Genomic DNA, 21,473 nt, shown 5'->3' with positions numbered 1-21,473 from the left:
GCGGCACGGCGAGGCTGCGTGGCGAACGCCGCAGCCCCCAGCGCCAGGAAAAGGGCGAAGCGCGCCTGTGCATGCCGCGCCGATCGGATGGTACGCGCGTGCGTGACGGCTTCGGCGTCAATGCGTGCGAGCACACTCTCAGCGCGCGTGGCGTGCTCGTCGCGGCGGGCACCCGGCAATGCCACGTCGCTGAATCCCTGCACCGCGAGTTCGTCAAGCAACGCGAGCAGCACCGTGGTCGTATCGCGTGTTACGCCACGGCGACGTACCGTACGTGCGACGTCACGCCGCGAGACGAGCTCTTGCGGCGACACTTTCAACCGCTGCGCGAGCGCACCGAGCAGCGTACGTCGCGTATAGCGTGCATGATCACCGGCGTCGTCGGTCGCTGCCTGCGTTACGGCTGCGCGCGGAAGACTCGCGCTCGCGTCAACGCGGGAGCGACGCGTCTTGCCGAACAGCGATCGGACGGCGAGCACGATCCACGGCAACGGCGCCAGCAGGAGCACCACCATCAAGGCCAGTCGCCACGCCACCAGCCGTTCCGCCAGCGAGGAGGCCGACGCGCCACGCCACCGGCGGAGCGGCACTACCGACACGTTGTCGCTCTCCGCGGCCGTGGCGAGGGTCCCGTCGTTTACCGAGAGTGCGCTCGGCGCCGTTTCCGCATATGCATACTCCCCGCGATACGGATCGAAGTAGCTGTAACGCAACGTGGGTAGCTCGACTTGCCCCGCCTGTGTCGGCGTGAGAATCCAATCGAATTCCTTGTAGCCGCGCACGAAGGCACCGCTGGTATCCACGCTCACGCGCTCGGTACCCGGCACCGTGGAGGCCCAGGAAACTTCAAGCACCGGACGTGGCAGCAGTTTCACATTGCCGGTGCCTCCCACACGCATGGTGAGCACCAGCGGATCGCCGACGCGAGCCGTCGAAGAATCGAGTCGTACCGACGCACGCAAGACACCGACGGCGCCCGTGTAGTCTCGCGGCCGCCCGTCGTCGGGCAGCGCCTTCACAACCAGCTGCGCACTCTCGGCCCGTACCAGAAAGCGTTCTTCGCGGCTGAAGTAGCTGGACGACTGCGGAAGCGTGTAGCTGAGTTGTGGCGCCGGCACCATTTGCGTTCCCGATGCCACGGCAAAGAGCGCGCGCTGGAAGACGTGCGCTTCGAACACGCTGCCTCCGTAGTTCTGTGGCGGCACGCGCCGCGGCGTGCCCAGCTCGTAAGCCAGCAGGCCGCGCAACTCGGGGGGCAGGAATTCCGGATTACGACGCAGCCGCGCACGCGCCGACTCGCTGAGCAGCACCGCGACCTGGTACGTGACCTGCTGTCCGACATATACGGTGTCGGGAAACGTGGCCGCGTGAAAGTCGATCGGCCGATTGCCATTGGCCTGCAGTCGATCAAGAATGGCGGTCGGCGATGGTGACCGCTGCGACTGCAGCACCGTTGCGGTGGTGTGCGCGGCAATGGCGAGCACGAGCGCCGCGAGGCCGCGCAGAAATGATCTCACGCTCACCAGTCCTTGCCTCCAGGCGGTGTGCGACCCTGGCGCTGCTTCCGTCCCTGCACATCGCGCTCTTCGCGTGCCGCGCTGTTCAGCAAGGCTTCGGCTTGCTTCTGATCGAGACCGCCCTGGTTCTGCGGCTGTTCATCCTGCTTGTCGTTCTTCGAATCACCACCGCCGCCACCGCCGCCACCGCCCTGCGGCGGCGGCTGCTTGCGGAGCGCGAGCTCGTAATTCCACTTCGCATCGGCGTCGATGGGTCGCTCGGTGAGAAACGCGCGATACGCCGCGCGCGCGGCGGCGAACGCGGCCTCGGCTTCAGGATTCTGCGGGGTCCGACCCATCGCCAGCGACGCGTAGCCGGCATTGAAACGGGCGCGCATTCGCGTTTCGCCATCACTTTCACGTCGCACCATTTCCAGCAGCTCGGCGGCAGCGCTGAGTGAGTCCGCACCGATAAGGGCGGTGCCCAGGTTGTAGCGCGTACGCACCGTCGTGTCGCCATTGGCAATCTGTGCGCGGAATCCGGCGATGGCCGCGGCAACGTTGCCTGCAGCAAAGAGCGCCGCCGGGTCGGGTGCCTGCTTGCACGAGACCAGCGCGACAGGAAGTGCCACAAACATGAGTAGGAGCGCGGCCGGCGGCATCGCCGAGCTCGGGATGGCATTGGCCGTGTCATTCGCCGTACGCCGGCGCGTAAGCAACCAGGTGTCGTAGGCGAGCAGGGCCAGCGCGGGGAGCAACAGCCACAAAAAGCGCGGCACGTGATCTTCACGCGAATCCACCTTTCGCTTCGCCGTGCGCAAGGAGCGCAAGGCGCCTCGCACGCGGGTGGCCTTGTCGGAGGCTTCGGCGGGAATGAAGGTGCCACCGGCAGCTTTGGCCGCGGCCTCCAACAGCTCGGACGAGTAGCGGGTGATCACCACCTTGCCTTCATCGTCGCGCTTCTCGCGGGTGACGGAGCCATCCTGCACGGGAATGGTGCTGCCCTGTGTGGTACCAAAACCCACGGTCACGAGACTGACACCTTTCACGCCGGCTTCGGTGGCGGCGGCTTGCACATCTTCGGCGGGCTCGAACGCTTCACCATCGGTCATGAGCACGAGCGCGCGGTCGGCACTGCCGTCGCTGGCCAACAGCAGCTCGGTACCCTGACGAATCGCGCGGGCGATCGAGCTTCCTGCCTGCCCCACTACAGACGGATCGAGATTGTCGAGGAAGAGTTCGATGGCGCCATCGTCGCTGGTGAGCGGCGTCAGGATGTAGCTCCGTCCGGCAAAAGCGATCAACGCTACGCGATCGGCTTGCGACATGGCACGCAACCGACGGACCTCCTGCTTCACTCGTTCCAAGCGGGACGGACGCTCATCGGGCGCCATCATGGACAGCGACGCATCGATGGCGATCGCCATGTCGATGCCGCGCGCGCTGACCGGCCCGTGCGAGAGTCCCCAGCGCGGCCCCGACAGGGCAAGCCCCGCGAGAAATGCAACGAGAATAAGCCGGACGGTGCGTCCGCGTTCGTCGGGGTCGGTGATCATGACCAGACGACGCAGCGCCGATGACTCGGCGTAGCGCGCGAGTCGGACGCGGCGCTGACGCATGCGTACCGATCGCATCCACCACACGGCCAGCGGCAACAGCACGGCGGCGAGCAGTAGCCAAGGCATGTCGAAAATAAGCGGCGGGAGCGTGCTGGGGTTCATGGCAGCACGCCGCGCCGCGCGCGTAACGCGAGTTCGCCGAGGAGGGCCGCAATGCCCCACAGCAGCGGCCATCGGAAACGCTCGGTGTACCGGATGTAGGCGCGGGCCTCGACGAGCGAGCGCTCGAGCGTGTCGATCTGTTCGTAGATGCGTTGCAGCGCCTGCGCATCCTTCGCGCGGAAATAGCGACCACCCGTGTTGGCAGCGATCTCGGTCAGGAGCGCCTCGTCGATTTTCACGGGGCGATTCTCATAGCGCAAACCGAAGAGGCCGCGTCCAACCGGCACAGCGGCCATCCCTTCGCTGCCGACGCCGATCGCGTAAATGCGAATGCCGAAAGCGCCGGCGGCCTGCGCGGCCGTGCGTGGATCGATCGCGCCACGGTTGTTCTCACCGTCGGTGAGCAAGACCATCACGCGTGAACGACCGGGCGCAGTGCGGAGGCGGTTGGCCGCGGTGGCAATGGCGGTACCGATGGCGGTGCCGTCTTCGAGCTGGCCGACTTGCAGATTATCGATGGCCGCGAGCACCACGGGGTAGTCGGTGGTGAGCGGCACCTGCGTGAGCGCCTCACCGGAGAACGCGACGAGTCCCACGCGGTCCGATTTCCGACCAACGACGAACCGCTTCACCTTCTCTTTGGCGACTTCGATACGGTTCTGCGGCTGAAAGTCTTCGGCGAGCATCGAGCTCGAGATATCGACGACGAGCGCGATATCGATGCCTTCACTGGTGACGCGCTCGGCCCGCGCGCCGGATCGCGGCTGCGCGGCGGCCAGGATGAACCCGGCCAAGGCCAACGTTCGCAGCCACGGCAACCAGCGCACCCAGGCAAGGGACGGTTGCGGGCCGAGGGCGAGTACGGAGGCGCGGGAGAACGGGATCGCACGCTGTGGCGCGGCGCGTCGACGCCACCACGACCAGAGGGGCAACAACACCAGCAGCGCCAGGAACGCAGGGTGCGCGAAGTTGATGCCGAAGATCGACCACGCGTCAGGGCTCATCGAGCCGCTGAACTCGCTGATGAACTCACGGAACCGATCGAGTGTGCGGTTCATGTCGCCCCCGCCTTGGGGCGACGCGACTTGCGACGTGCGCCGTCTTCGTCTTTCTGCCTGGCGTCGCGCTCGGCCTTCGCGGCGGCGGCGCGCACCGCTTCTTCGGCGGCACGACGGGCGCGTTCGGCGGCCTCGATGTGATCGACGACAGCGCGCGCATCGAGGGCCAGCTCGCGGGCACGCGTACGGGACACGATGCGACGGGCGAACTTTATACCGTCGCCGTCGGCCATCAGTGAGATGAGTCGATCGCGCGGCACGCGATCGTCATTAGTTACGGCACCGATCAACTCGGAGCTGGTGAGCGACAGCACGGCCGAGCGATTGCGCAGGGCGAGATAGGTGCGCACCACGTCGATGGCCAGCGCGACGTAGCGTCCGCGCTCACCGGCGTCAGCCAACGCGAGCCGGTCCAACCGCTCGAAGTCGTGCACGGCGCGCGCATACGGATCGAGTGCGGCGTGCGGCGTTGCACCCTCGCGCTTCCGGCGGTGCTTGAGGAGCCACCAGAGTAACGCAAGCGCGGCCAGTACCAGTAGCGCCGGCCACCAGCGCTGCCACCAAGGCACGACGCGCAGAAAGAGATCGCGCGGCGGCTTGGGCTTGTGCATCGAGGAGTCGCCGGGCAGCACAGACTTCACGAACACGTTGGCCTCGTTGAGCGGCACCTTGAACGTGGTCGAGCCATAGCGCACGATTGCATCTTTCAGGCCGATCGGGAGCGGTCCGATGTTCCAGGCCGCCAAGGCATATTCGGCGCGTTCGGTGCGACCGCCGGTGTTCAACGATTCCTGCGTGACTTTCGTGGGCTCGCGGCTCACGACCATCGCCGTGGTGTCGTCGATCGCGGGCCATTCGATGCGCGCGCCGTCGGGGACGACGACGGTCACGATCAGCGTGAACGGATCGCCCACCTCGACGGTGTCGGGGCGCACCAGCAAGCCGGCCCTGACCCGCGATCCCGTGGATGGCGTCAGCACATTGGGCGACACCGGCGGCGATGCTTGCGGCAATGCCTGCGCGACGGCCAAGGCCGGACGCGACGCGAGAAGGAGCGCGCTCAGCGCGACCATCCGCGCCGAATTACGCCATGCGAGAAACATCAGCGGCTCCGCTGATCGGCCACGGAGACCGTTGCGTTCGGCGCGCGCACCGGGGCGGCCGTTCCGGCTGCATCACCCATCGCACCGCGCGGTCCGGTGCGTACGGCGCCGTGCGGACGACGGGTCCGCGCGCGGAAGAAGGAGAGCAGCGCATCCACGTAGCCGTGCTCCGTATGCACCACGATCTCGTCGAGTCCCAGTCGTCCGAACAGCTTGCGACGCAGCGTATCGTCGGTGGAGACCTGCGTGGCGAAGGCCGCGCGCACGGACGGGTGCGACGTGTCGATCTCGACGACCGCGCCGGATTCGGGATCCTGCAATCGCGCCGGGCCGATGTCGGGGAGCACCCGCTCCGACGGATCTTCGAGCGTCACGGCGATCACGTCGTGCCGTTGCGCCAGTCGCGCCAGCGGCTTCTCGAGATCATCGGCGAGAAAGTCGGATGCGAAAAAGACGACCGAACGGTGCGACAGCAGGCGCATGAGTCGATCGACCGCGACGGCCACCGACGTCCCGCGACCGACCGGGTTGGTGGTCATGAGATCGCGAATCAAGCGTAAGGCGTGCTTGCGTCCCTTGCGCGCCGGCAACGCGTGTTCGACCCGATCGGAGAACATCAGCAAGCCGACGCGATCGTTGTTACGCGTGGCGGCGAGGGCGAGCACGCCGGCCATCTCGATGGCGAGTTCGTGCTTGAAGTGCGCGCGCGTACCGAAGCGCGACGAGCCCGACATGTCGACGACGAGCATGATGGTGAGCTCGCGCTCTTCGACGTAGCGCTTGACGAAGGGGCGTCCCATGCGGGCCGACACGTTCCAGTCGATGGAGCGGACCTCGTCGCCGGGCTGGTACTCGCGGACCTCGGCGAACTCCATGCCCTGGCCCTTGAACAGCGAGCGGTACTCACCGGCGAAACGCGAGTCGACCAGCCGCCGCGTGCGCACTTCGATGCGACGCACCTGCCGCAGCACTTCAGCCGGTGCCACCGAAAGGGGTGACACGATTGTCGTGGTGCCGGGGTGCGGCGATGCGTCGGACTTCGCCACGGCGATCAGGGCGCTTCGACGACGGCGAGCAGACGCGAAACGATGGTGTCGCTGGTGACGCCTTCGGCATCGGCTTCGAACGACGTCAGGACGCGGTGGCGGAGCACATCCGGGGCAATGCTCTTGACGTCGTCGGGCGTGACGAAGGCGCGGCCACGAAGGAAGGCGTGCGCGCGGGAGGCCTGAGCGAGCGAGATCGTGGCGCGCGGTGACGCGCCGAACTCGATAAGCGGGCGCAAGTCGGCCGCGCCGACATCAGCCGGCGAGCGCGTGGCGTGTACCAGATCGACGATGTAGTCCACGATGCGCTCGTCCATGTACAACTCGGAGATGCGACGACGGGCGTCGAGCAATTCTTCCGGCGACGCAATCGCATTGACCACGATGCTTTCACCGCCTGCCATGCGACGGAGGATTTCCTTTTCCTCGGCGCGCGTGGGATAGCCGACGCGGAGCTTCATCATGAAGCGGTCGACCTGCGCTTCCGGCAGCGGGTATGTACCTTCCTGTTCGATCGGATTCTGCGTGGCGAGCACGAGGAACGGCTCGGCCAGTTTATAGGTGGTTCCACCGATCGTGACCTGCTTTTCCTGCATTGCCTCCAGCAAGGCGGCCTGCACCTTGGCCGGCGCGCGGTTTATTTCGTCGGCGAGGATGATGTTGGCGAAGATCGGCCCGTGCTTGACGCGGAATTCGCCGGTGGGCTGATCGAAGATCTGCGTGCCGACGACGTCGGCGGGCAGCAGGTCGGGCGTGAACTGGATACGCTGGAAGCTGGTGCGCACCGTTTCGGCGAGCGTGCGAACCGTGAGCGTTTTGGCGAGCCCCGGTACGCCCTCGAGGAGCACGTGACCGCCAGTGAGGAGCGCGATGAGCAAGCGCTCCACCATGTACTCCTGCCCGACGATTCGCTTGGCGACTTCGTGCAGGACACCCTGCACCAGCGCCGCGTCCTGCGACGCGGCAACGCTCGTGGTCACGATCTACTGCTCCTCTTGTTGGTGGCTCGTTCCGTCGAGCATACCCGACAGCGTCCGGTCTGCTCCCTCTTGGGGCCCCTCATATGGCCACCGCCCTAGCGGCCGGCGACCATGAGGGCTTCGAGTACTTCACGCTCAGTGCTGTTGAGGGCTCGTGCCCCGCCCGGTGGCAGATCGCCCAGGCGCACCGGACCAAATTGCGTCCGCACGAGGCGCTCCACCTCGAGTTCGAGCGCATCACAGAGGCGACGCACTTCGTGTGTCTTGCCTTCGGCAATGGTGATTTCCAAGGCCCAGCGACGTCCGCCGAGCGGACTGGCGACCACTTCCCGGGGGACGACCAAGCCGTCTTCGAGTTGGACACCGCGACGGGCGACCTTGGCCGCCGTGACGGCGTCACCGCGCACCGTGGCGACGTACGTGCGCTCCACCTCGTTGCTGGGGTGGGTGAGCGCATGGGCCGCGCGGCCGTCGGTGGTGAGCAGCAGCACACCCCCTGTCATGAAGTCGAGGCGTCCGACGTACACGAGTCCCGGGACATCATCCACGAGATCGAACACGGTGGTGCGTCCCTCGGGGTCCTTGCGGGTGGTCATGACGGCGGACGGCTTGTGGAGCACGATCCACGTGTGCGACGTGATGCGCGTGACCACGGGCGTCCCGTCGAGCATGATCTGATCGCGATTCGGATCGACGACCTGGCCGATCGTGGCGACGGCCCCGTTGACTTGTACGCGACCGTCGGCGACGGCTTGATCGGCTTCGCGACGCGAGACGACCCCGGCGCGGGCAAGAGCCCGTTGCACGCGCATAGGGCCTTCGCGCTCGGCCTTGACGGTGCCACCGGCCTTCGAGGGCGGCGGGGCGGCCTTGGGCGCGCGCGGCTTGCTACCCGGCGCGCGCGGCGGGGCGGTGTGCTGTTCAATCGGGCGACGCTTGGAGGAGCCAGAGTCGCTCCGATCGCGCTTTGGGCGCGCGGCCCGCGCGTCTTCCGGCTTCGCCACCGGCTTTGCCACCGGCTTTTCAAGCGCGACGGCATCGCGGGCGCTGCGCTCGCGCGGCGGCTTTGGTTTGGCGACCGACGGCACCCCGCGCTTCTCGTTGGCCGCACGAGCGGCGGCCCCGCGGGCCGACGGGCCCTTCGGCGTCTTCTTCTGCGTCCCGCGCCGGTACTCGCCCTTCTTTTCCGCGGCGGTTTTCTTCGGGGGCTTCGTCACTCCGGCACGACGGCTGTGTTACCGGCGCCACGCAGGGCGATCGCCAACTCATCGGCGCGCGGGAGTTCTTCCAGGTGTCGCAACGCAAACTGCTCGAGGAACTGAGAGGTGGTTCCGTACAGCAGCGGACGGCCGACGCCCTCGCTGCGCCCAACGATGTCGATGAGCCCGCGCTCGTGGAGCGACTTCAGCACGGATCCCACGGCGACACCGCGGATTTCTTCAATTTCAGCGCGGCCGATAGGCTGGCGATACGCAATGATGGCAAGTGTTTCGAGGGCGGCCGCCGACAGTCGCTGCGGCCGCACGGCGACCTGGGCGCGCTCGATGGCCTCGGCGAACTCGGCGCGCGTTAAAATCTGCCAACCGCCTCCCTGCTCGACCAGTTCGACGCCATGTCCATCGATGTCGTAGTGCTCGCGCAATTCATCGAGCGCCGCCGCGACGGCGGCGGGACTCGACTCCACGTCCAACGCCGCCAGCGCTTCCATGGGAATGGGGCGCGGGGCGGCGAACAGGGCGGCTTCAAGCAGCTTCGCTAACGGCGTCACGATGGATCTCCACAGAGGCGAAGGCGTGATGCTGCGCGATCCGCAGCTCACCAAGCTTCGCCATTTCAAGCAACGCGAGCAGCACCGACAGGATCTGCCAGGGCTCGGCGTCACGACCAACCAGATCGGACCAGCGGGCGGAGCGACGCATGGCGAGCACCGCGCGGACCGTCAGCATGGCACCACCCACGTCGAGGGCACGCGGAATGATCTCGTGCAGCGCCGGCTCCTTGGTGGTGCGCAGTACCCGATCGACGGCCGCCAGCAACTCCCCGAGGGAGAGCGACAACGGGGCGTTGAGCGGCGTGATATCGGCCGCTGGCGGCACCCAACGACGCGGGAACTGGTGCCGACGCCCTTCGCCGCGATGTTCGAGCAGATCGACGACTTCGCGCATCTGCTGATACTCGAGCAATCGGCGCACGAGTTCGGCGCGGGGATCTTCCCACGCTTCCTCACCATCGGCCCGCGGCAGCAGCATCTGCGCTTTGATGCGCAGCAGACGCGCAGCCATCTCGAGATAATCGGCCGCTTCGTCGAGTCCGAGCGTGCTGATGCGCGCCAGGAACTGCTCCGCAATGCGGGCGACCGGGATGTCGTAAATGTCGAGCTGCTCGTCGCGGATGAGCGACAGCAGCAGATCGAGCGGGCCAGTGAAGTGGCTCAGCTCAACGACAAAGGAGGGCGCCAGATTGTCGGCGCTGCGGAATTTCGGAGCGATCACGCGGCCTTCACGCGAAGGGGTTGGGCAGCATGTACGGGAAGTAGAACTGCTCGGCCAGCGCCCGCAGGAGGTACGCGGGAGCCAGCCAGATGTTCACGAGCGGCCGGGCAAACGAAAGCACAGCGAAGAGCAACAGCAGACCGACGCCGCCGAGGCGCTGATACTGCAGCGACCATTTCGGGGGCAGCAGATATTTGAAGACGTGCGATCCATCAAGCGGCGGAATCGGGATCAGATTGAACGCCGCGAGAATCAGATTGACGAAGATACCGGCGGCGAGCATCTGTTGCAGCACGCCAAGGGGTCGAACCAACGAGGGAAGATACTGCCCGATCAGCCCAACACCGATGATGAGCGGCACGATCAGGATGGCAATCAGCACGTTGGTCGCCACTCCGGCCAAGGAAACGATAATGTCGCCCTGTCGGTAGTTCCGATAGTTGCTCGGATTGACGGGGACCGGCTTGGCTCCGCCGAAGATGGGCGCGCCGATAAGTGCGAGCATGACCGGGAGGATGATGGTCATGAACGGATCGATGTGCTTGAGGGGATTCCACGTGAGGCGCCCGAGCTGATACGCCGTCATATCCCCTTGCTTGAACGCCGCATAGCCGTGCGCATACTCGTGGGCGACCATCGAGAAGAGCAGCACGGGTGCGATGAGCACGAGTTGTTGAGTAGAATCCACCGCAGCGGCGATTGGGAAGGGGCGTCAGGACCACGCAGGACGCGAATGCAAGCAAGTAGGAATCGGAAGGTAGTCCAGCGCTGGTCGGGTGTCAAAGCGGCGGGTGTGGCCGGAGACGCCAGTGGTTCTTGACCGGCGGCATCGTTGTGGATATGTTTCCCAGTCTGTCCGCAGTGGCCTGGGGCGCCGCCCCAACTGACTGTCGTTTTCGTACTTACCGATCTTACCTGCTGGGGAGTTTCCCGTGCCGAATATCAAGTCCGCGAAGAAAGACCTGCGGAAGTCGCGTGCGGCTGCGGTGCGCAATCGCGCGCAGCGTTCGGCGCTGCGTACCGCCGTGAAGCGGGCGAAGCTCGCCGCCGCTGGTGCCGATGATCGCCTGTCTGCGGTTTCGCTGCTTGATCGTGCGGCGCGCAAGGGCCTCATTCATCCTAACGCCGCTGCTCGTCAAAAGAGCAAGATGGCGAAGGCCGCAAACAAGGCCGCGTGATTTACGTTGTACGAAAAAGGGCCGGACTCACTGAGTCCGGCCCTTTTTCGTTGCCACCCGCCTTGGCCAGCCTCAGAACAGTTCAGAACGCGGCAAGCTCTCCGCCACACCGTTCGCAGTACCACTCGGTGGGCAAGTTCATCGTGCTACACTCGGTGCAGCGCAAGGTCTTGAGGGGTTCCTTGATCGGCGCCGCGGTCGGCACCGACGACACACTCGGTGACGAGCTGGCGGGCGTGGGATCGATCACCGATCGCAGGAACGCGAGATCGTCGAATCCGTCGCCGGCATCGACCGGCACTGTCAACGGCTTCGACACGGCCGTCGCGGTGTTGGTCCGCGGTGCTGACGGCGCCGACATCGACGAGGCGCCATGCACGTCGAGTTCGACCTCGATGCCCTCAAGCGACCGAGCAAAAGTCGAATCCGGGGTCCCCGTGGTGTCCGCGAACAGGGCCAGCGCATCGTCGAACTCGGTCGAGGGCTGCTCCGCCACCAGCTCCGCCACCACTTCAGGTATCAGCTCCGGCATCTCGGTTACGAGGCGCACGTCGGACATGACATCCGACATCACATCCGGCGTGGCATCGAAGGGGATGTCCACGGGGGCCATCGGCTCCACCACCTGCTCCGCCATCGGCTCGACGGGCACGTCGACCATCGGCACGTCTGGCACGTGAACCGGCGGCTCGCTGCTCGCACTGGCGAGGAGCGTGCGAATCTCGTCGACCTCGGCCAGCAGGCTGCCACGCTGCGCGCCGAGCGAGCCAATCTTCGCTTCGACATCCTGACGCACGACTTCCCAGTGATCGTCGTCGTATTCACCGACGGCGGTACGTAGCATCGCTTCGATGCGTTCGTCTTCGAGCGTAGCCAGTTCGGCCTCGAGCGCAGTCAAACGGCCGTCGAGGTCATCGCCGTGCGCCGACAGCGCGCCGACGTGCTCGCGCAGCTGCGTCGTGACGGCCTCGCGACGCGCGACGTAATCACCGTGCACGCGGTCGAATACGCGACTCGGCGTCTCCGCGCGACGCGCGTCGAGCGCGGTCAACCAGTCATCATAGCGTTGCCGCTCGGCAACGAGCGACCGGACTTCGTCGATGGACACTGCGTGAAACTCCGTCATGTGAGGGCGCTGACTCAACAAATCGATTCCAGGTACGAACCAGACGAATATGGCTGAGGTGAATCACGACCAAGTGTGATCCAGGTCGCAATCTTCCGTCAGGCCCTCTTCTCCCGTGATGCATCCTCGTATCGGGGATGCATAGAAGCAAGCACAGACGCTTCAGCTGGCGGAAGCGATCGTGCACCACCCAGTAAGTGCGCGATCGCGAGAATCCGCGCCGATTGCTCCACGGTTTCCATTCGCAGCAAAGCATCCTCGATCGATCGGCCGACCGTTGTTACCCCGTGATTCGCCAGCAGGAACACGTCATGCGCCGCGAGAAACGGACGCATGGCGTCGGCGAGAGCCGGCGTGCCGGGACGCCCGTAGGGCACCAGCGCAATCGGCCCTACCACGACCGGCAACTCCGGTAAGACGTCGGCCGGCAGAGGAATCCCCGCTGCGGCGAATCCGGTGGCTGCCGGGGGATGGGCGTGCACGATCGCCTGCACATCGGCGCGGGCCGCATAGCAGGCGAGATGCATCCCCAATTCCGACGAGGGGCGGCGCGCCGTGTCACGCGCCGGGGGGTCACCCGGAGGCGCGTCGCCTCGTTCCTCGTGACACAGTGTGCCGTCGGCGTGCACCCGGAGCACGTGAATGTGGTCGATGGCGCCTTTGTCGACGCCGCTAGCCGTTACCAGCAGATCACCGTTGGAGAGCCGGCAGGAGAGGTTCCCCTCCGCACCCGCCAGCAGTCCGCGCGCATGCAGTCGGCGGCAGGCGGCGGCCAGCATGATTTGCGCGTCGAGCACGGCTTGCTCCACTGTTTGCTCAGTCGGCGCGATAGACGACGCGACCGCCGACGACGGTGAGTCGGGCCTGTCCGGTGAGCTGGTGGCCGCCGTAGGGCGTGTTACGTCCCTTCGACTTGAACGCCTTCGGATTGACGGTCCAGGTGCGATTCGGATCGAACACGGTGACGTCGCCAAGGCTGCCCCGCGCGAGTGTACCACCCGGCAGATGAAATACCTTCGCGGGCTTGCAGCTCATCGCATAGACCATCTGCGACATGGTCATGATGCCGCGATGCAGCAGGAACGTGCAGTTGATGCCGAGTGCGGTCTCGAGTCCGACGATACCGTTGGGCGCATCGGCGAACTCGCGTTCCTTCTCGTCGTAGTGGTGTGGCGCATGATCGGTGACGAGCAGATCGATGGTGCCGTCGGCGAGTCCCTGCTGCAGGGCCTCGACATCGGCCGCGGTGCGCAGCGGCGGATTCATCTTGGCGTTGGTGTTGTAGCCTTCCACCGCATCCTCGGTGAGGGAGATGTGGTGCGAGCACACTTCCGACGTGACGTTGATGCCGCGTTCCTTGCCCCAGCGCACGAGCTCCACCGAGCCCTTCGTGCTGAGATGGCAGAGGTGGATGTGACCACCGGTGCGCTTGGCGAGGAGAATATCGCGAATGACGTAGATCTCTTCGGCTTCGGGCGGGATGCCCTTGAGACCGAGCTTCGCGCTCATGATACCTTCGTTCATGCTACCACCGCGAGCGAGCGTCATGTCTTCACAGTGTTCGGCGATCGGCACGTTGAAGGCCCGCGCATACTCGAGCGCCGTGCGCATGAGCTGCGCACTTTCCACGGGCCTGCCGTCATCGCTGAAGGCGACGGCGCCGGCGCCGGCCATCTCCGCGATTTCGGCGAGCGTCTCCCCCTTCTGCCCCACCGAAATGGCGCCGTATGGGTATACGCGTGCGAAGCCAGCGGCTTCACCTTGGCGCTTCACGAATCCGACGACGGCTTGATTGTCGGTGACGGGTTTGGTGTTCGGCATGGCGCAGACGCCGGTGAATCCGCCGGCGGCAGCACTGTGTGCGCCGGTGGCGATGGTCTCGACGTCTTCACGACCCGGTTCGCGCAGATGGATGTGCACATCGATCATGCCGGGTGTAACGACCAGTCCACTCACGTCGATGACGTCGGCGTCGTCTGGTGTGCCGATGCCGCTGCCGCACGCTTCCACCCGTCCGTCGCGCAGCAGTACGTCGCCGACAGTGTCCATTCCCTGCGACGGATCGACGATGCGTCCGCCGCGCAGCAGCAGGTCCCGGCTCATATGACGCCCTTCTTCGCCGCTTCGGCGAGTTCCGGCTTACCGCCGGCCAGCAGATACAGCACGGCCATGCGCACCGCCACGCCATTGGTGACCTGATCGAGGATCACCGAGTGTGGTCCGTCGGCCACGTCGCTATCGATTTCCACGCCGCGATTCATCGGTCCAGGGTGCAGGATGAGGATATCGCGCGGCGCCTTCTCGAGCCGCGCACGGGTAACGCCGTACACGCGGTTGTATTCGCGCAACGAAGGGATGTAACCAGCCTGCATGCGCTCGAGTTGCAATCGCAGGACGTTGAAGGCATCGGCCCATTCGACCGCTTCTTCGATACGATCGAACACCGTTACGCCCATCTCGCCGATGGCGTTGGGCAGCAGAGAGCGCGGACCGCACACCGCGACTTCCGCGCCGAGCTTGGTGAGACCCCAGATGTTGGAGCGGGCGACGCGCGAGTGGAGCACGTCACCGACAATGCAGATGCGACGACCGGTGAGGTCACCGAGATGATTGCGCAACGTCAGGATATCGAGCAGGCCCTGCGTGGGATGCTCGTTCGTGCCGTCGCCGGCGTTGATGACATTCGACTCGATGCGTTCAGCGAGGAACTGCGCCGCTCCGGATGCGCCATGGCGAATGACCACCATGTCGATCTTCATCGCTTCGAGATTGCGTGCGGTGTCGACGAGTGTTTCGCCCTTCGAGACGCTCGAGTTTGCAGACGCGACATTGACCGTGTCGGCGCTGAGTCGCTTCTCGGCGAACTCGAACGAGATGCGTGTGCGCGTGGATGCTTCGAAGAACAGGTTGACGATCGTGGCGCCGCGCAGTGTCGGCACCTTCTTGATCGCCCGCTCGGAGATTTCGCGGAACGGGACCGCGGTGTCGAGCACGAGGCGGATCTGATCGGCCGAGAGCGGCGCCAGTCCGAGGAGATCCTTGCCGAGGGGGCCAGCCATCGCGTCAGGCCTCGGTATCGCGATCAGCGATCAGCACTTCGTCACGGCCATCGAGTTCTTCGATGAACACGTCGACGCGCTGCCCGAGATTCACTTCGACTTTACGACCGATCACGTCGGCATGAATGGGCAGTTCGCGACCGCCGCGATCGATCAGCACGGCGAGCGCGATGCGTGCCGGGCGTCCGAAATCGGCGAGTTCGTCGAGTGCGGCGCGCACAGTGCGTCCGGTGTAGAGCACGTCATCGACGATGACGACGTTCTGATCGTCGAGCGTCCACGGAAGCCGGGTGGTGCCGACCACGGGACGCGGTCCGACGGTTTGCAGATCGTCGCGATAGAGCGTGATGTCGAGCGCTCCGCTCACGATATCTACGCCTTCCTGCGTTTTGATGATGCGCACGATGCGCTCGGCGAGCTGCACGCCGCGACGCTGGATTCCGACGAGCACGAGATTGTCGGTGCCGGCATTCAATTCGACGATCTGGTCGGCCATGCGACGCAGCGTGCGATCGAGCGCGCGGACATCGAGGACGATGGAAGGCTTTCGAGACATGGCAGCAATATAGCGCGACTCAGCCGTGGTAACCGGCCTCGACAAACGAACAGGGCGACGAAGTTCGAGACTCCGTCGCCCTGTTCGCCTACCACTCGCGGTTGCTGCGCGGGGGCTGTGCACCAGCGGCCGGTCGCTGTGACCAAAGCCCCGAGAAGGGCGACAAATGACGGGCTGCAGTCCGGGCGGCGCGCAAACGAGACTTGTCGATGGCCGGCACGGTCGACGTCGCCGCGTACACCGCGATGTCGGCCGCGGCGTCCATGGTGGCGAGGGCAAATCCGTGCGACCAGTCCGGGCCGTACGGGTGCGAGTCGGCACGTTCATCGACGCCCATGCCGAAGGCGACGCACTTGTCGGCGGCCTCGCGGAGGGTGCGGCTGGAGGCCAGATGGGCGACGACGACGTGGAAGCCGTCCCGGCGTCCCATGTGATAGCTCGGCGACTGCAGCGTCTCTCCGGCCGGCGCCTCGACAACGCCCGATGCGATTCCCGTAAGCATCACGCACAGCTGCGAGAAGTAGCCACGAATCTGATCAATCGGCGGCTCTTCGAGAATACGGGACATGGCTTTTCCGGCTCGGGTCGACGCGACGGCCGCCATTCAGCGACATCGCACACGAGAAAGCGGGCAAGTGACGTGCCGAACCCTTCCGAGCGCCATTCGGTACTGTTTCCCTCGTATTTCCCTCTGGAGCGTCACAGATGGCCCGCTAGACGTTGCGTTCTTCCCACCATAGGTGAGGCGAGCGCGCTACAGCGGCGGCAGCCAATCATCCTATCGGCGACCAGCCAGTCCTTACCCGGCATACAGGTTGAGGTCGGTGCCCACTGCATCGGCCATCGCCATGGTGGTCTCCCAGTCGGGATGCCGGAGCGTGACATGGCCGTCCGACAGCAGGGTGCTCTTCCAATCGCGTCGCGGGGCGCCGATCGGGAGCAAGTCCACCACGCAGATCGCGTCGCCAAAGCGCTGGCGGAGCTGTTCGAGACCCTCGATGCGCTGGATGCGACCCTGACCGTGGGCCCGTTTGGTGATGCAGGCCGTGTTGTACTTTCGCTCGATCGTCTGCGAAAAGGTGCCGTGCAGTTCGGCCTCGGCCCACCCGTTGAAAAGATCCATCTCACCGGAGTAGTTCATCAGATCGACGGTACGTGCGCCGGGCGGACGGGCTGCGACCTCCCCGAACACCGCTTCGCCGTCGGCTTTGAGATACCACTCCATGTGGGTGAAGCCGGTGTCGTAGCCCAGGACCTCGAGCACCTTTTCGCCCATGGCGCATCCGCCCGCCAGCTTCGGGTCATCGACGTTCTTGTAGGTGAGTGTCTGCGGCGAAATCCACTCGTTGGTGCGAGCGATGAGCGGCCGCGGGCGATAGAAGCCAATGTGGAAGTACTTGATGTCGCCGCCGGCACAGACGGTGTCGTAGGTGTACTCATCGCCGTCGATGAACTCCTCGACATCGACCACGGCAATGTGACCGAGCTGGGCGATCGCGTTGGTGACATCCTTGGCGTCGTCGCAGCGATAGGTATCCATCGAGCCGGCTCCGGCGATCGGCTTGATGATGAGCGGATAGCCCACCTGCTCCGCCGCCGCCCACACTTCGGCGGGGGTACTGGCGATCGCGTGATGCGGCACCCGCACGCCACCCTCGGCGAGCGCCTGCTTCATGAGGTCCTTGTTACGGAAGCGCAGCGACTGCTGGTACGACTGGCCCGGCACCTCGAGGGCTTCACGGATCTGCGCCGCGATCTCGACCCCGGGCTCCCAGAGGCAGCAAACGCGATCGACGGTGCGAGCGCCCAGCCAGCGGCGGATCTGCTCGATGGCCACGCCAGGGTTCGTGAAGAGGTCGGTGGCCTGGAGGTAGTCGCTGAGATGGCGCCGTGCGATGTCGGGCAAGTCGTGCGCGGGCGTATTCGAGACACCCAACACGGTGGCGCCCTGCTCGGAGAGGCCTCGCACGAAGAGCGGCATTTCACCCGGGAAACCGGGGGTCAGCATCAACACAGTCTTGGACACAGGTCGATTCGGCAAAAAGAGGAGGCGCTCAGCCCAGTCGAACGCGAACGCTGGAAACGATATACTGCAAGGCGTTCTGCACCACGGCGGTATCCGGGTGCCGAACGATGATGTACCCTTCGCCCTCGTAGCTGCCCGTGGGGTGCTGCCCAAGGTGAGGCAGGCGGAGGTCGCAGATGAGGGCGCCGAACTGCTCCTGTACGGTGTCGAGCCCGTGTACGCTGACGACCTGACCGGTGCCCTGCCCTCGCAAATACGCGGTGCCCACGGCGTAGTGCCGTGCGGGTGGGTCGAACGTGCCATCGATCATGAGACGCACCCACGCCGCCACGAAATCGATGTCGTGCGCGCGAGAGATCATGGTGGTGATGTTGGCGCCCGGTGGACGGGCCGCGATTTCACTGATGGCGACGCTGCCATCGTCGCGCCGGAACCACTCGCAGTGCGACACGCCCGTGCCCATCCCGAGCGCGCGCAACGCCTCGGCGCCCACGGCGCGGATGTCGTCGAACTCGGGCGCGTCGATCTCGCGCGGCAGCAGCACGGTCCACTGAATCCACGAGTTCTCGACCACGTCGAGTGGCGTGGGGCCGTAACGCGTGAGTGAATGCCAGATGGCCTCGCCGTCTATCGACACGGTCTCCAGCGAGTATTCGGTACCGCGCAGAAACTCTTCGGCGAGCATCGGATTATCCGGCGTGGCCCGATAGTTCGCGAGCATCGCGTCGAGTGACGCCACATCGCGAATGCGCTGGGTCGCGATCGCGCCAGCACCAGCGGGCGGCTTGAGCACGATCGGGTACCCGACTTCGGCGATGAACGCCAATGCGTCGTCGCGCGAGGCAATGAGCCGATGCCGAGCGACAGGGACCCCCGCCGCCCGTAACGCATCCTTCATGCGTGCCTTGTCGCGGAAGTTGTGCGCCGCGGCACTGGTGAGCCCCGGAATGTCGAGCCGTTCGCGCACGATGGCCAGCGGTTGCTGGAGTTGCTCGTAGGCGCCGAAGCAGCGCGCAATTGCGCCTTGGGTGGCACCGAGCGCTCGCACGGCCTGTTCGAGCGACGCCGCATTCGTGACGTCATCGACCTGCCAGTGCGCGGCGATTCGCGCGGCGCTGTTCGGCGCCAGTGCGGAGAGCGGCTGTTGCGCGATGACCCCCAGACGCACATGCGGCATGTCGAGCGCGGCCTCGATCATCTGCGTGGCCGGCGGCGAGAAAATTGGACAGACGAATATCACGAACATGGCGCAGTGCTAATAGGGAAGGATCGGGACGGATGCACGATCGCGGTGCCGCCCGTGGGGCAACACCGCGACCGATACGTGGACAGCGATCCGACTTACTGACAGACCCAAGCGCCGCCGCCGACTGTAGCCGTGGCCTTCACACCGGTGGCCGAATCGGCGGCGGTAAAGGTCACCTTTTCGAGCGCGCCGTCTTCCTGGTTGCTGGTGGTGCACTGCACCTCCAGCCGCATGGTGAAGGTGCCGTTGATATCGGCGTCGACCTTACCGAAATCTTGCGCCTTGGTGGATCCGGGCGCGCGCGTAGCGGTGAGTTTCACGCGGGCAGCGGCCGGCCAGCTCTTGCCCTTGAAGACGATGCGGGCACCCTGCTGCAACCGCTCGGCCTCAACGGCAAGTTGCGGCTTCGCCTGTCCTGTAATTGCGCTGGCTGCGGTCGCGGTCAACGACAGCACGCCAATGGCCAACGCCGGGCCCAGCATGCGGCGCATGAATGCCTGCATCGCAGATCCTCCTGAGTAGGTGACGCCGCTGGTGATCTACCGTGACGTAATGGTGAAGATGAAGCACGAGGGGAGAGAACGCAAACATCATCGCTCGCTCACCGCTCGAGCTTGAATCCTGGGTCGATCGCCGGGCGCTTGGGGGTCGTGGCCACGTACCAGCCGGTGAGGTACATCCACTGCGTCATGCGCGTGAGCTTCGGGTAGTCGATCGCCGACGGTTTGTCGCGTGGCGTGTGGTAATCGGGATGCAGGTTCGTGCTGTACATCACGGCCGGCACATTAAGGCGTGCGTACGGCACGTGATCGCTGCGGAAATACCAGCCTTCCGGGTGCGTGGGCCGATCCCAGATCGAGTCGAGTTTGAAGGCACCGGTGAGCGTATTGGCGCGCAGGGCCATGTCGACCAACTCGATGGAATTGCGGTGTGGCGGCTGGATGCCGAGCAAGCTAGCCGAATCGGGGTTATTGCGGCCGATCATGTCGCCGTTGAGCACAGCCACGATGTTCGGGAGAGGCACGACCGGGTGCGCGGCATGATAGCGCGAGCCGAGCAGTCCTCGTTCCTCGGCACCGTGGTATACGAACAGCACCGAACGCTTGCCGGGCTGCTTCACGAAGGCGCGGGCGATCGCGAGCAGCGCAACGCTCACGGTGCCATTATCATCGGCGCCGGCCCACACGGAGTCGCCGTCGATGACATAGCGCACGCCATCGTGGTCCTGGTGTGAGCTGTACAGCACGTACTCATCGCGCAGCTTGGGATCGGTGCCACGCACCACGCCGATGATGTTGCTGGACGGCGTCGTGAAGTGTTCGACGCGCACGTGCATCTCGACCGACCCTCCGGCCTTGAGCGCAGCGGCCATGGCGCCGCGCATGAGGAAAGCGGGCGTGGGCGCGGCGCGGGCGGCTTGCGGACGTGCGGCCTGCGTGGCCTGTCCGGCGAAACGCGGCGCGCCACCATCGACGTCGTAACTGCCACGCTCGCGCAACACACCGAGCCCGTCGAACGCAAGGTCGGTGATGGAGTCGGCCACGAGGATGATCGCGACCGCACCGCGCCGCTGCACGCGCTGCGTCGCGGCGGCGATGGCGGCGTTGGCGTAGCGGACCTCGACCGAGTTGGTCGTGGTGCGGATGGCCGACGCCGCCGGCGTGGTGATCTGGATCGCGGCGATCTTGCCACGCACGTCGATGGTGGAATCCGTGCCGTTGCCGACCCACACGATCGGAGCGTTCACATCGGCGTTGGCGGAACCGAGCGGTACGAAGTCCTTCCAGACCACGAGCGCCTTGTCGCCCACGGCACCGGTGGTGGACACGGTCGATACGCGTGTGCGGACCATGTTGAACCATTGGAAGTACGTGCCATCGAGCCCCATCGGCTTCACTCCGATCTGGCGCAGTTGCTCGGCGACCCAGATCGACGCCCGCATTTCGTCGGGCGTGCCGGCTTCACGACCGCGCATGCCGTCGCCGGCCATGGCGTAGAGATCCCGTTCGAGATCGGCGCGCTTGATGGCGGCCATAGCGGCTGGCACGGGCGCCGTTGCTGTTGGCTTGGCCTTCGCTTGCGCCGTGGCTTGCGCCGGAAGGGCGAGCGTGGCGGCGACGGCCGCGAACCGCACGAATCGTGTTGAGAGCATCAGGGTTCGGGCTGGTAGGAGCAAATGGTGTGGGCGGCGATGTCCACTGGTGGAAGGTACACGGATTTCAGCGGACCGCGGGCGGAACTGATCACACAGAGGTCAGGAGAAAAGGAGGATAACAGGGGGCTGCGCGGTAACCTGCCGGCTCTCCGATCGCTCCGTGGCAGCCGCGCGCACCGCGGTTCACGCGAAGTCCGCGAAGATCGCGAAGGCACGCGAAGAACAGCGAAA

Annotated in this window: 21 protein-coding genes; 1 reads left to right on the top strand and 20 read right to left on the bottom strand. The window is 65.6% G+C overall.

Annotation, left to right across the window (positions count from 1 at the left end; genetic code table 11):
* The 10 genes from ACESNG_RS12770 to ACESNG_RS12725 all read right to left on the bottom strand — a co-directional run.
* On the bottom strand, positions 1 to 1,517 hold a 1,517-nt coding region (locus tag ACESNG_RS12770), incomplete at its 3' end, for a BatD family protein (RefSeq protein WP_373069257.1).
* 2 nt (positions 1,518 to 1,519) lie between these two features.
* On the bottom strand, positions 1,520 to 3,181 hold the full coding sequence (locus tag ACESNG_RS12765) for a VWA domain-containing protein (RefSeq protein WP_373069255.1): 1,662 nt from the start codon (positions 3,179 to 3,181) through the stop codon (positions 1,520 to 1,522).
* A 32-nt stretch (positions 3,182 to 3,213) separates the two neighbouring features.
* The gene (locus ACESNG_RS12760; protein ID WP_373064226.1) at positions 3,214 to 4,275 is read right to left on the bottom strand and encodes a VWA domain-containing protein; all 1,062 of its coding nucleotides are present in this window, start codon (positions 4,273 to 4,275) and stop codon (positions 3,214 to 3,216) included.
* Positions 4,272 to 5,378, bottom strand: coding sequence for a hypothetical protein (locus ACESNG_RS12755; RefSeq protein ID WP_373064228.1), 1,107 nt, complete (start codon positions 5,376 to 5,378; stop codon positions 4,272 to 4,274). The genes ACESNG_RS12760 and ACESNG_RS12755 overlap by 4 nt, the downstream gene beginning before the upstream one ends.
* Positions 5,378 to 6,424: a DUF58 domain-containing protein gene (locus ACESNG_RS12750; protein ID WP_373069253.1), complete on the bottom strand. Its 1,047-nt coding sequence runs from the start codon at positions 6,422 to 6,424 to the stop codon at positions 5,378 to 5,380. The genes ACESNG_RS12755 and ACESNG_RS12750 overlap by 1 nt, the downstream gene beginning before the upstream one ends.
* A 5-nt stretch (positions 6,425 to 6,429) precedes the next feature.
* Complete coding sequence (locus ACESNG_RS12745) at positions 6,430 to 7,404, bottom strand: AAA family ATPase (RefSeq protein ID WP_373064232.1); 975 nt, start codon at positions 7,402 to 7,404, stop codon at positions 6,430 to 6,432.
* Positions 7,405 to 7,499: 95 nt separating this feature from the next.
* Positions 7,500 to 8,621: a pseudouridine synthase gene (locus ACESNG_RS12740; RefSeq protein ID WP_373069251.1), complete on the bottom strand. Its 1,122-nt coding sequence runs from the start codon at positions 8,619 to 8,621 to the stop codon at positions 7,500 to 7,502.
* The gene (scpB, locus tag ACESNG_RS12735; RefSeq protein ID WP_373064236.1) at positions 8,618 to 9,172 is read right to left on the bottom strand and encodes an SMC-Scp complex subunit ScpB; all 555 of its coding nucleotides are present in this window, start codon (positions 9,170 to 9,172) and stop codon (positions 8,618 to 8,620) included. Before scpB ends, ACESNG_RS12740 begins: the two co-directional genes overlap by 4 nt.
* A complete protein-coding gene (locus ACESNG_RS12730; protein WP_373064238.1) occupies positions 9,147 to 9,896 on the bottom strand; it encodes a ScpA family protein in 750 nt (249 codons plus the stop codon). The genes scpB and ACESNG_RS12730 overlap by 26 nt, the downstream gene beginning before the upstream one ends.
* 7 nt (positions 9,897 to 9,903) lie before the next feature.
* On the bottom strand, positions 9,904 to 10,563 hold the full coding sequence (locus ACESNG_RS12725) for a site-2 protease family protein (protein WP_373064240.1): 660 nt from the start codon (positions 10,561 to 10,563) through the stop codon (positions 9,904 to 9,906).
* A 265-nt stretch (positions 10,564 to 10,828) separates the two neighbouring features.
* On the opposite strand from ACESNG_RS12725, the gene rpsT reads away from it, so the two are divergent.
* Positions 10,829 to 11,074: a 30S ribosomal protein S20 gene (rpsT, locus tag ACESNG_RS12720; protein ID WP_373064242.1), complete on the top strand. Its 246-nt coding sequence runs from the start codon at positions 10,829 to 10,831 to the stop codon at positions 11,072 to 11,074.
* A gap of 82 nt (positions 11,075 to 11,156) precedes the next feature.
* Here rpsT and ACESNG_RS12715 read toward each other — a convergent pair whose 3' ends face one another.
* The 10 genes from ACESNG_RS12715 to ACESNG_RS12670 all read right to left on the bottom strand — a co-directional run bounded on the left by ACESNG_RS12715 (position 11,157) and on the right by ACESNG_RS12670 (position 21,239).
* Entirely contained in the window at positions 11,157 to 12,182 is a 1,026-nt protein-coding gene (locus ACESNG_RS12715) for a hypothetical protein (protein ID WP_373069249.1), read from the bottom strand.
* 116 nt (positions 12,183 to 12,298) lie between these two features.
* The gene (locus ACESNG_RS12710) at positions 12,299 to 12,997 is read right to left on the bottom strand and encodes a class II aldolase/adducin family protein (protein WP_373069247.1); all 699 of its coding nucleotides are present in this window, start codon (positions 12,995 to 12,997) and stop codon (positions 12,299 to 12,301) included.
* Between the two features lie 19 nt (positions 12,998 to 13,016).
* On the bottom strand, positions 13,017 to 14,303 hold the full coding sequence (locus ACESNG_RS12705; RefSeq protein WP_373069245.1) for a dihydroorotase: 1,287 nt from the start codon (positions 14,301 to 14,303) through the stop codon (positions 13,017 to 13,019).
* Positions 14,300 to 15,259, bottom strand: coding sequence for an aspartate carbamoyltransferase catalytic subunit (locus ACESNG_RS12700; protein ID WP_373069243.1), 960 nt, complete (start codon positions 15,257 to 15,259; stop codon positions 14,300 to 14,302). Before ACESNG_RS12700 ends, ACESNG_RS12705 begins: the two co-directional genes overlap by 4 nt.
* Positions 15,260 to 15,263: 4 nt before the next feature.
* A complete protein-coding gene (pyrR, locus tag ACESNG_RS12695; RefSeq protein ID WP_373064252.1) occupies positions 15,264 to 15,815 on the bottom strand; it encodes a bifunctional pyr operon transcriptional regulator/uracil phosphoribosyltransferase PyrR in 552 nt (183 codons plus the stop codon).
* An 88-nt stretch (positions 15,816 to 15,903) separates the two neighbouring features.
* Positions 15,904 to 16,383: a hypothetical protein gene (locus ACESNG_RS12690; RefSeq protein ID WP_373064254.1), complete on the bottom strand. Its 480-nt coding sequence runs from the start codon at positions 16,381 to 16,383 to the stop codon at positions 15,904 to 15,906.
* 231 nt (positions 16,384 to 16,614) lie between these two features.
* Entirely contained in the window at positions 16,615 to 17,841 is a 1,227-nt protein-coding gene (locus ACESNG_RS12685; RefSeq protein WP_373064256.1) for an acetyl-CoA carboxylase biotin carboxylase subunit family protein, read from the bottom strand.
* A gap of 28 nt (positions 17,842 to 17,869) precedes the next feature.
* Complete coding sequence (locus ACESNG_RS12680) at positions 17,870 to 19,087, bottom strand: acetyl-CoA carboxylase biotin carboxylase subunit family protein (RefSeq protein WP_373064258.1); 1,218 nt, start codon at positions 19,085 to 19,087, stop codon at positions 17,870 to 17,872.
* A 95-nt stretch (positions 19,088 to 19,182) separates the two neighbouring features.
* A complete protein-coding gene (locus tag ACESNG_RS12675) occupies positions 19,183 to 19,590 on the bottom strand; it encodes a hypothetical protein (RefSeq protein ID WP_373069241.1) in 408 nt (135 codons plus the stop codon).
* A gap of 98 nt (positions 19,591 to 19,688) precedes the next feature.
* Positions 19,689 to 21,239, bottom strand: a complete 1,551-nt coding sequence (locus ACESNG_RS12670; RefSeq protein ID WP_373069239.1) for a M28 family metallopeptidase — start codon at positions 21,237 to 21,239, stop codon at positions 19,689 to 19,691.
* Positions 21,240 to 21,473: the final 234 nt, after the last annotated feature.

The sequence above is a fragment of the Gemmatimonas sp. genome (genome assembly GCF_041689975.1).
Taxonomy (GTDB): Bacteria; Gemmatimonadota; Gemmatimonadetes; order Gemmatimonadales; family Gemmatimonadaceae; genus Gemmatimonas.
This window is presented reverse-complemented; position numbering and strand designations above follow the sequence as displayed.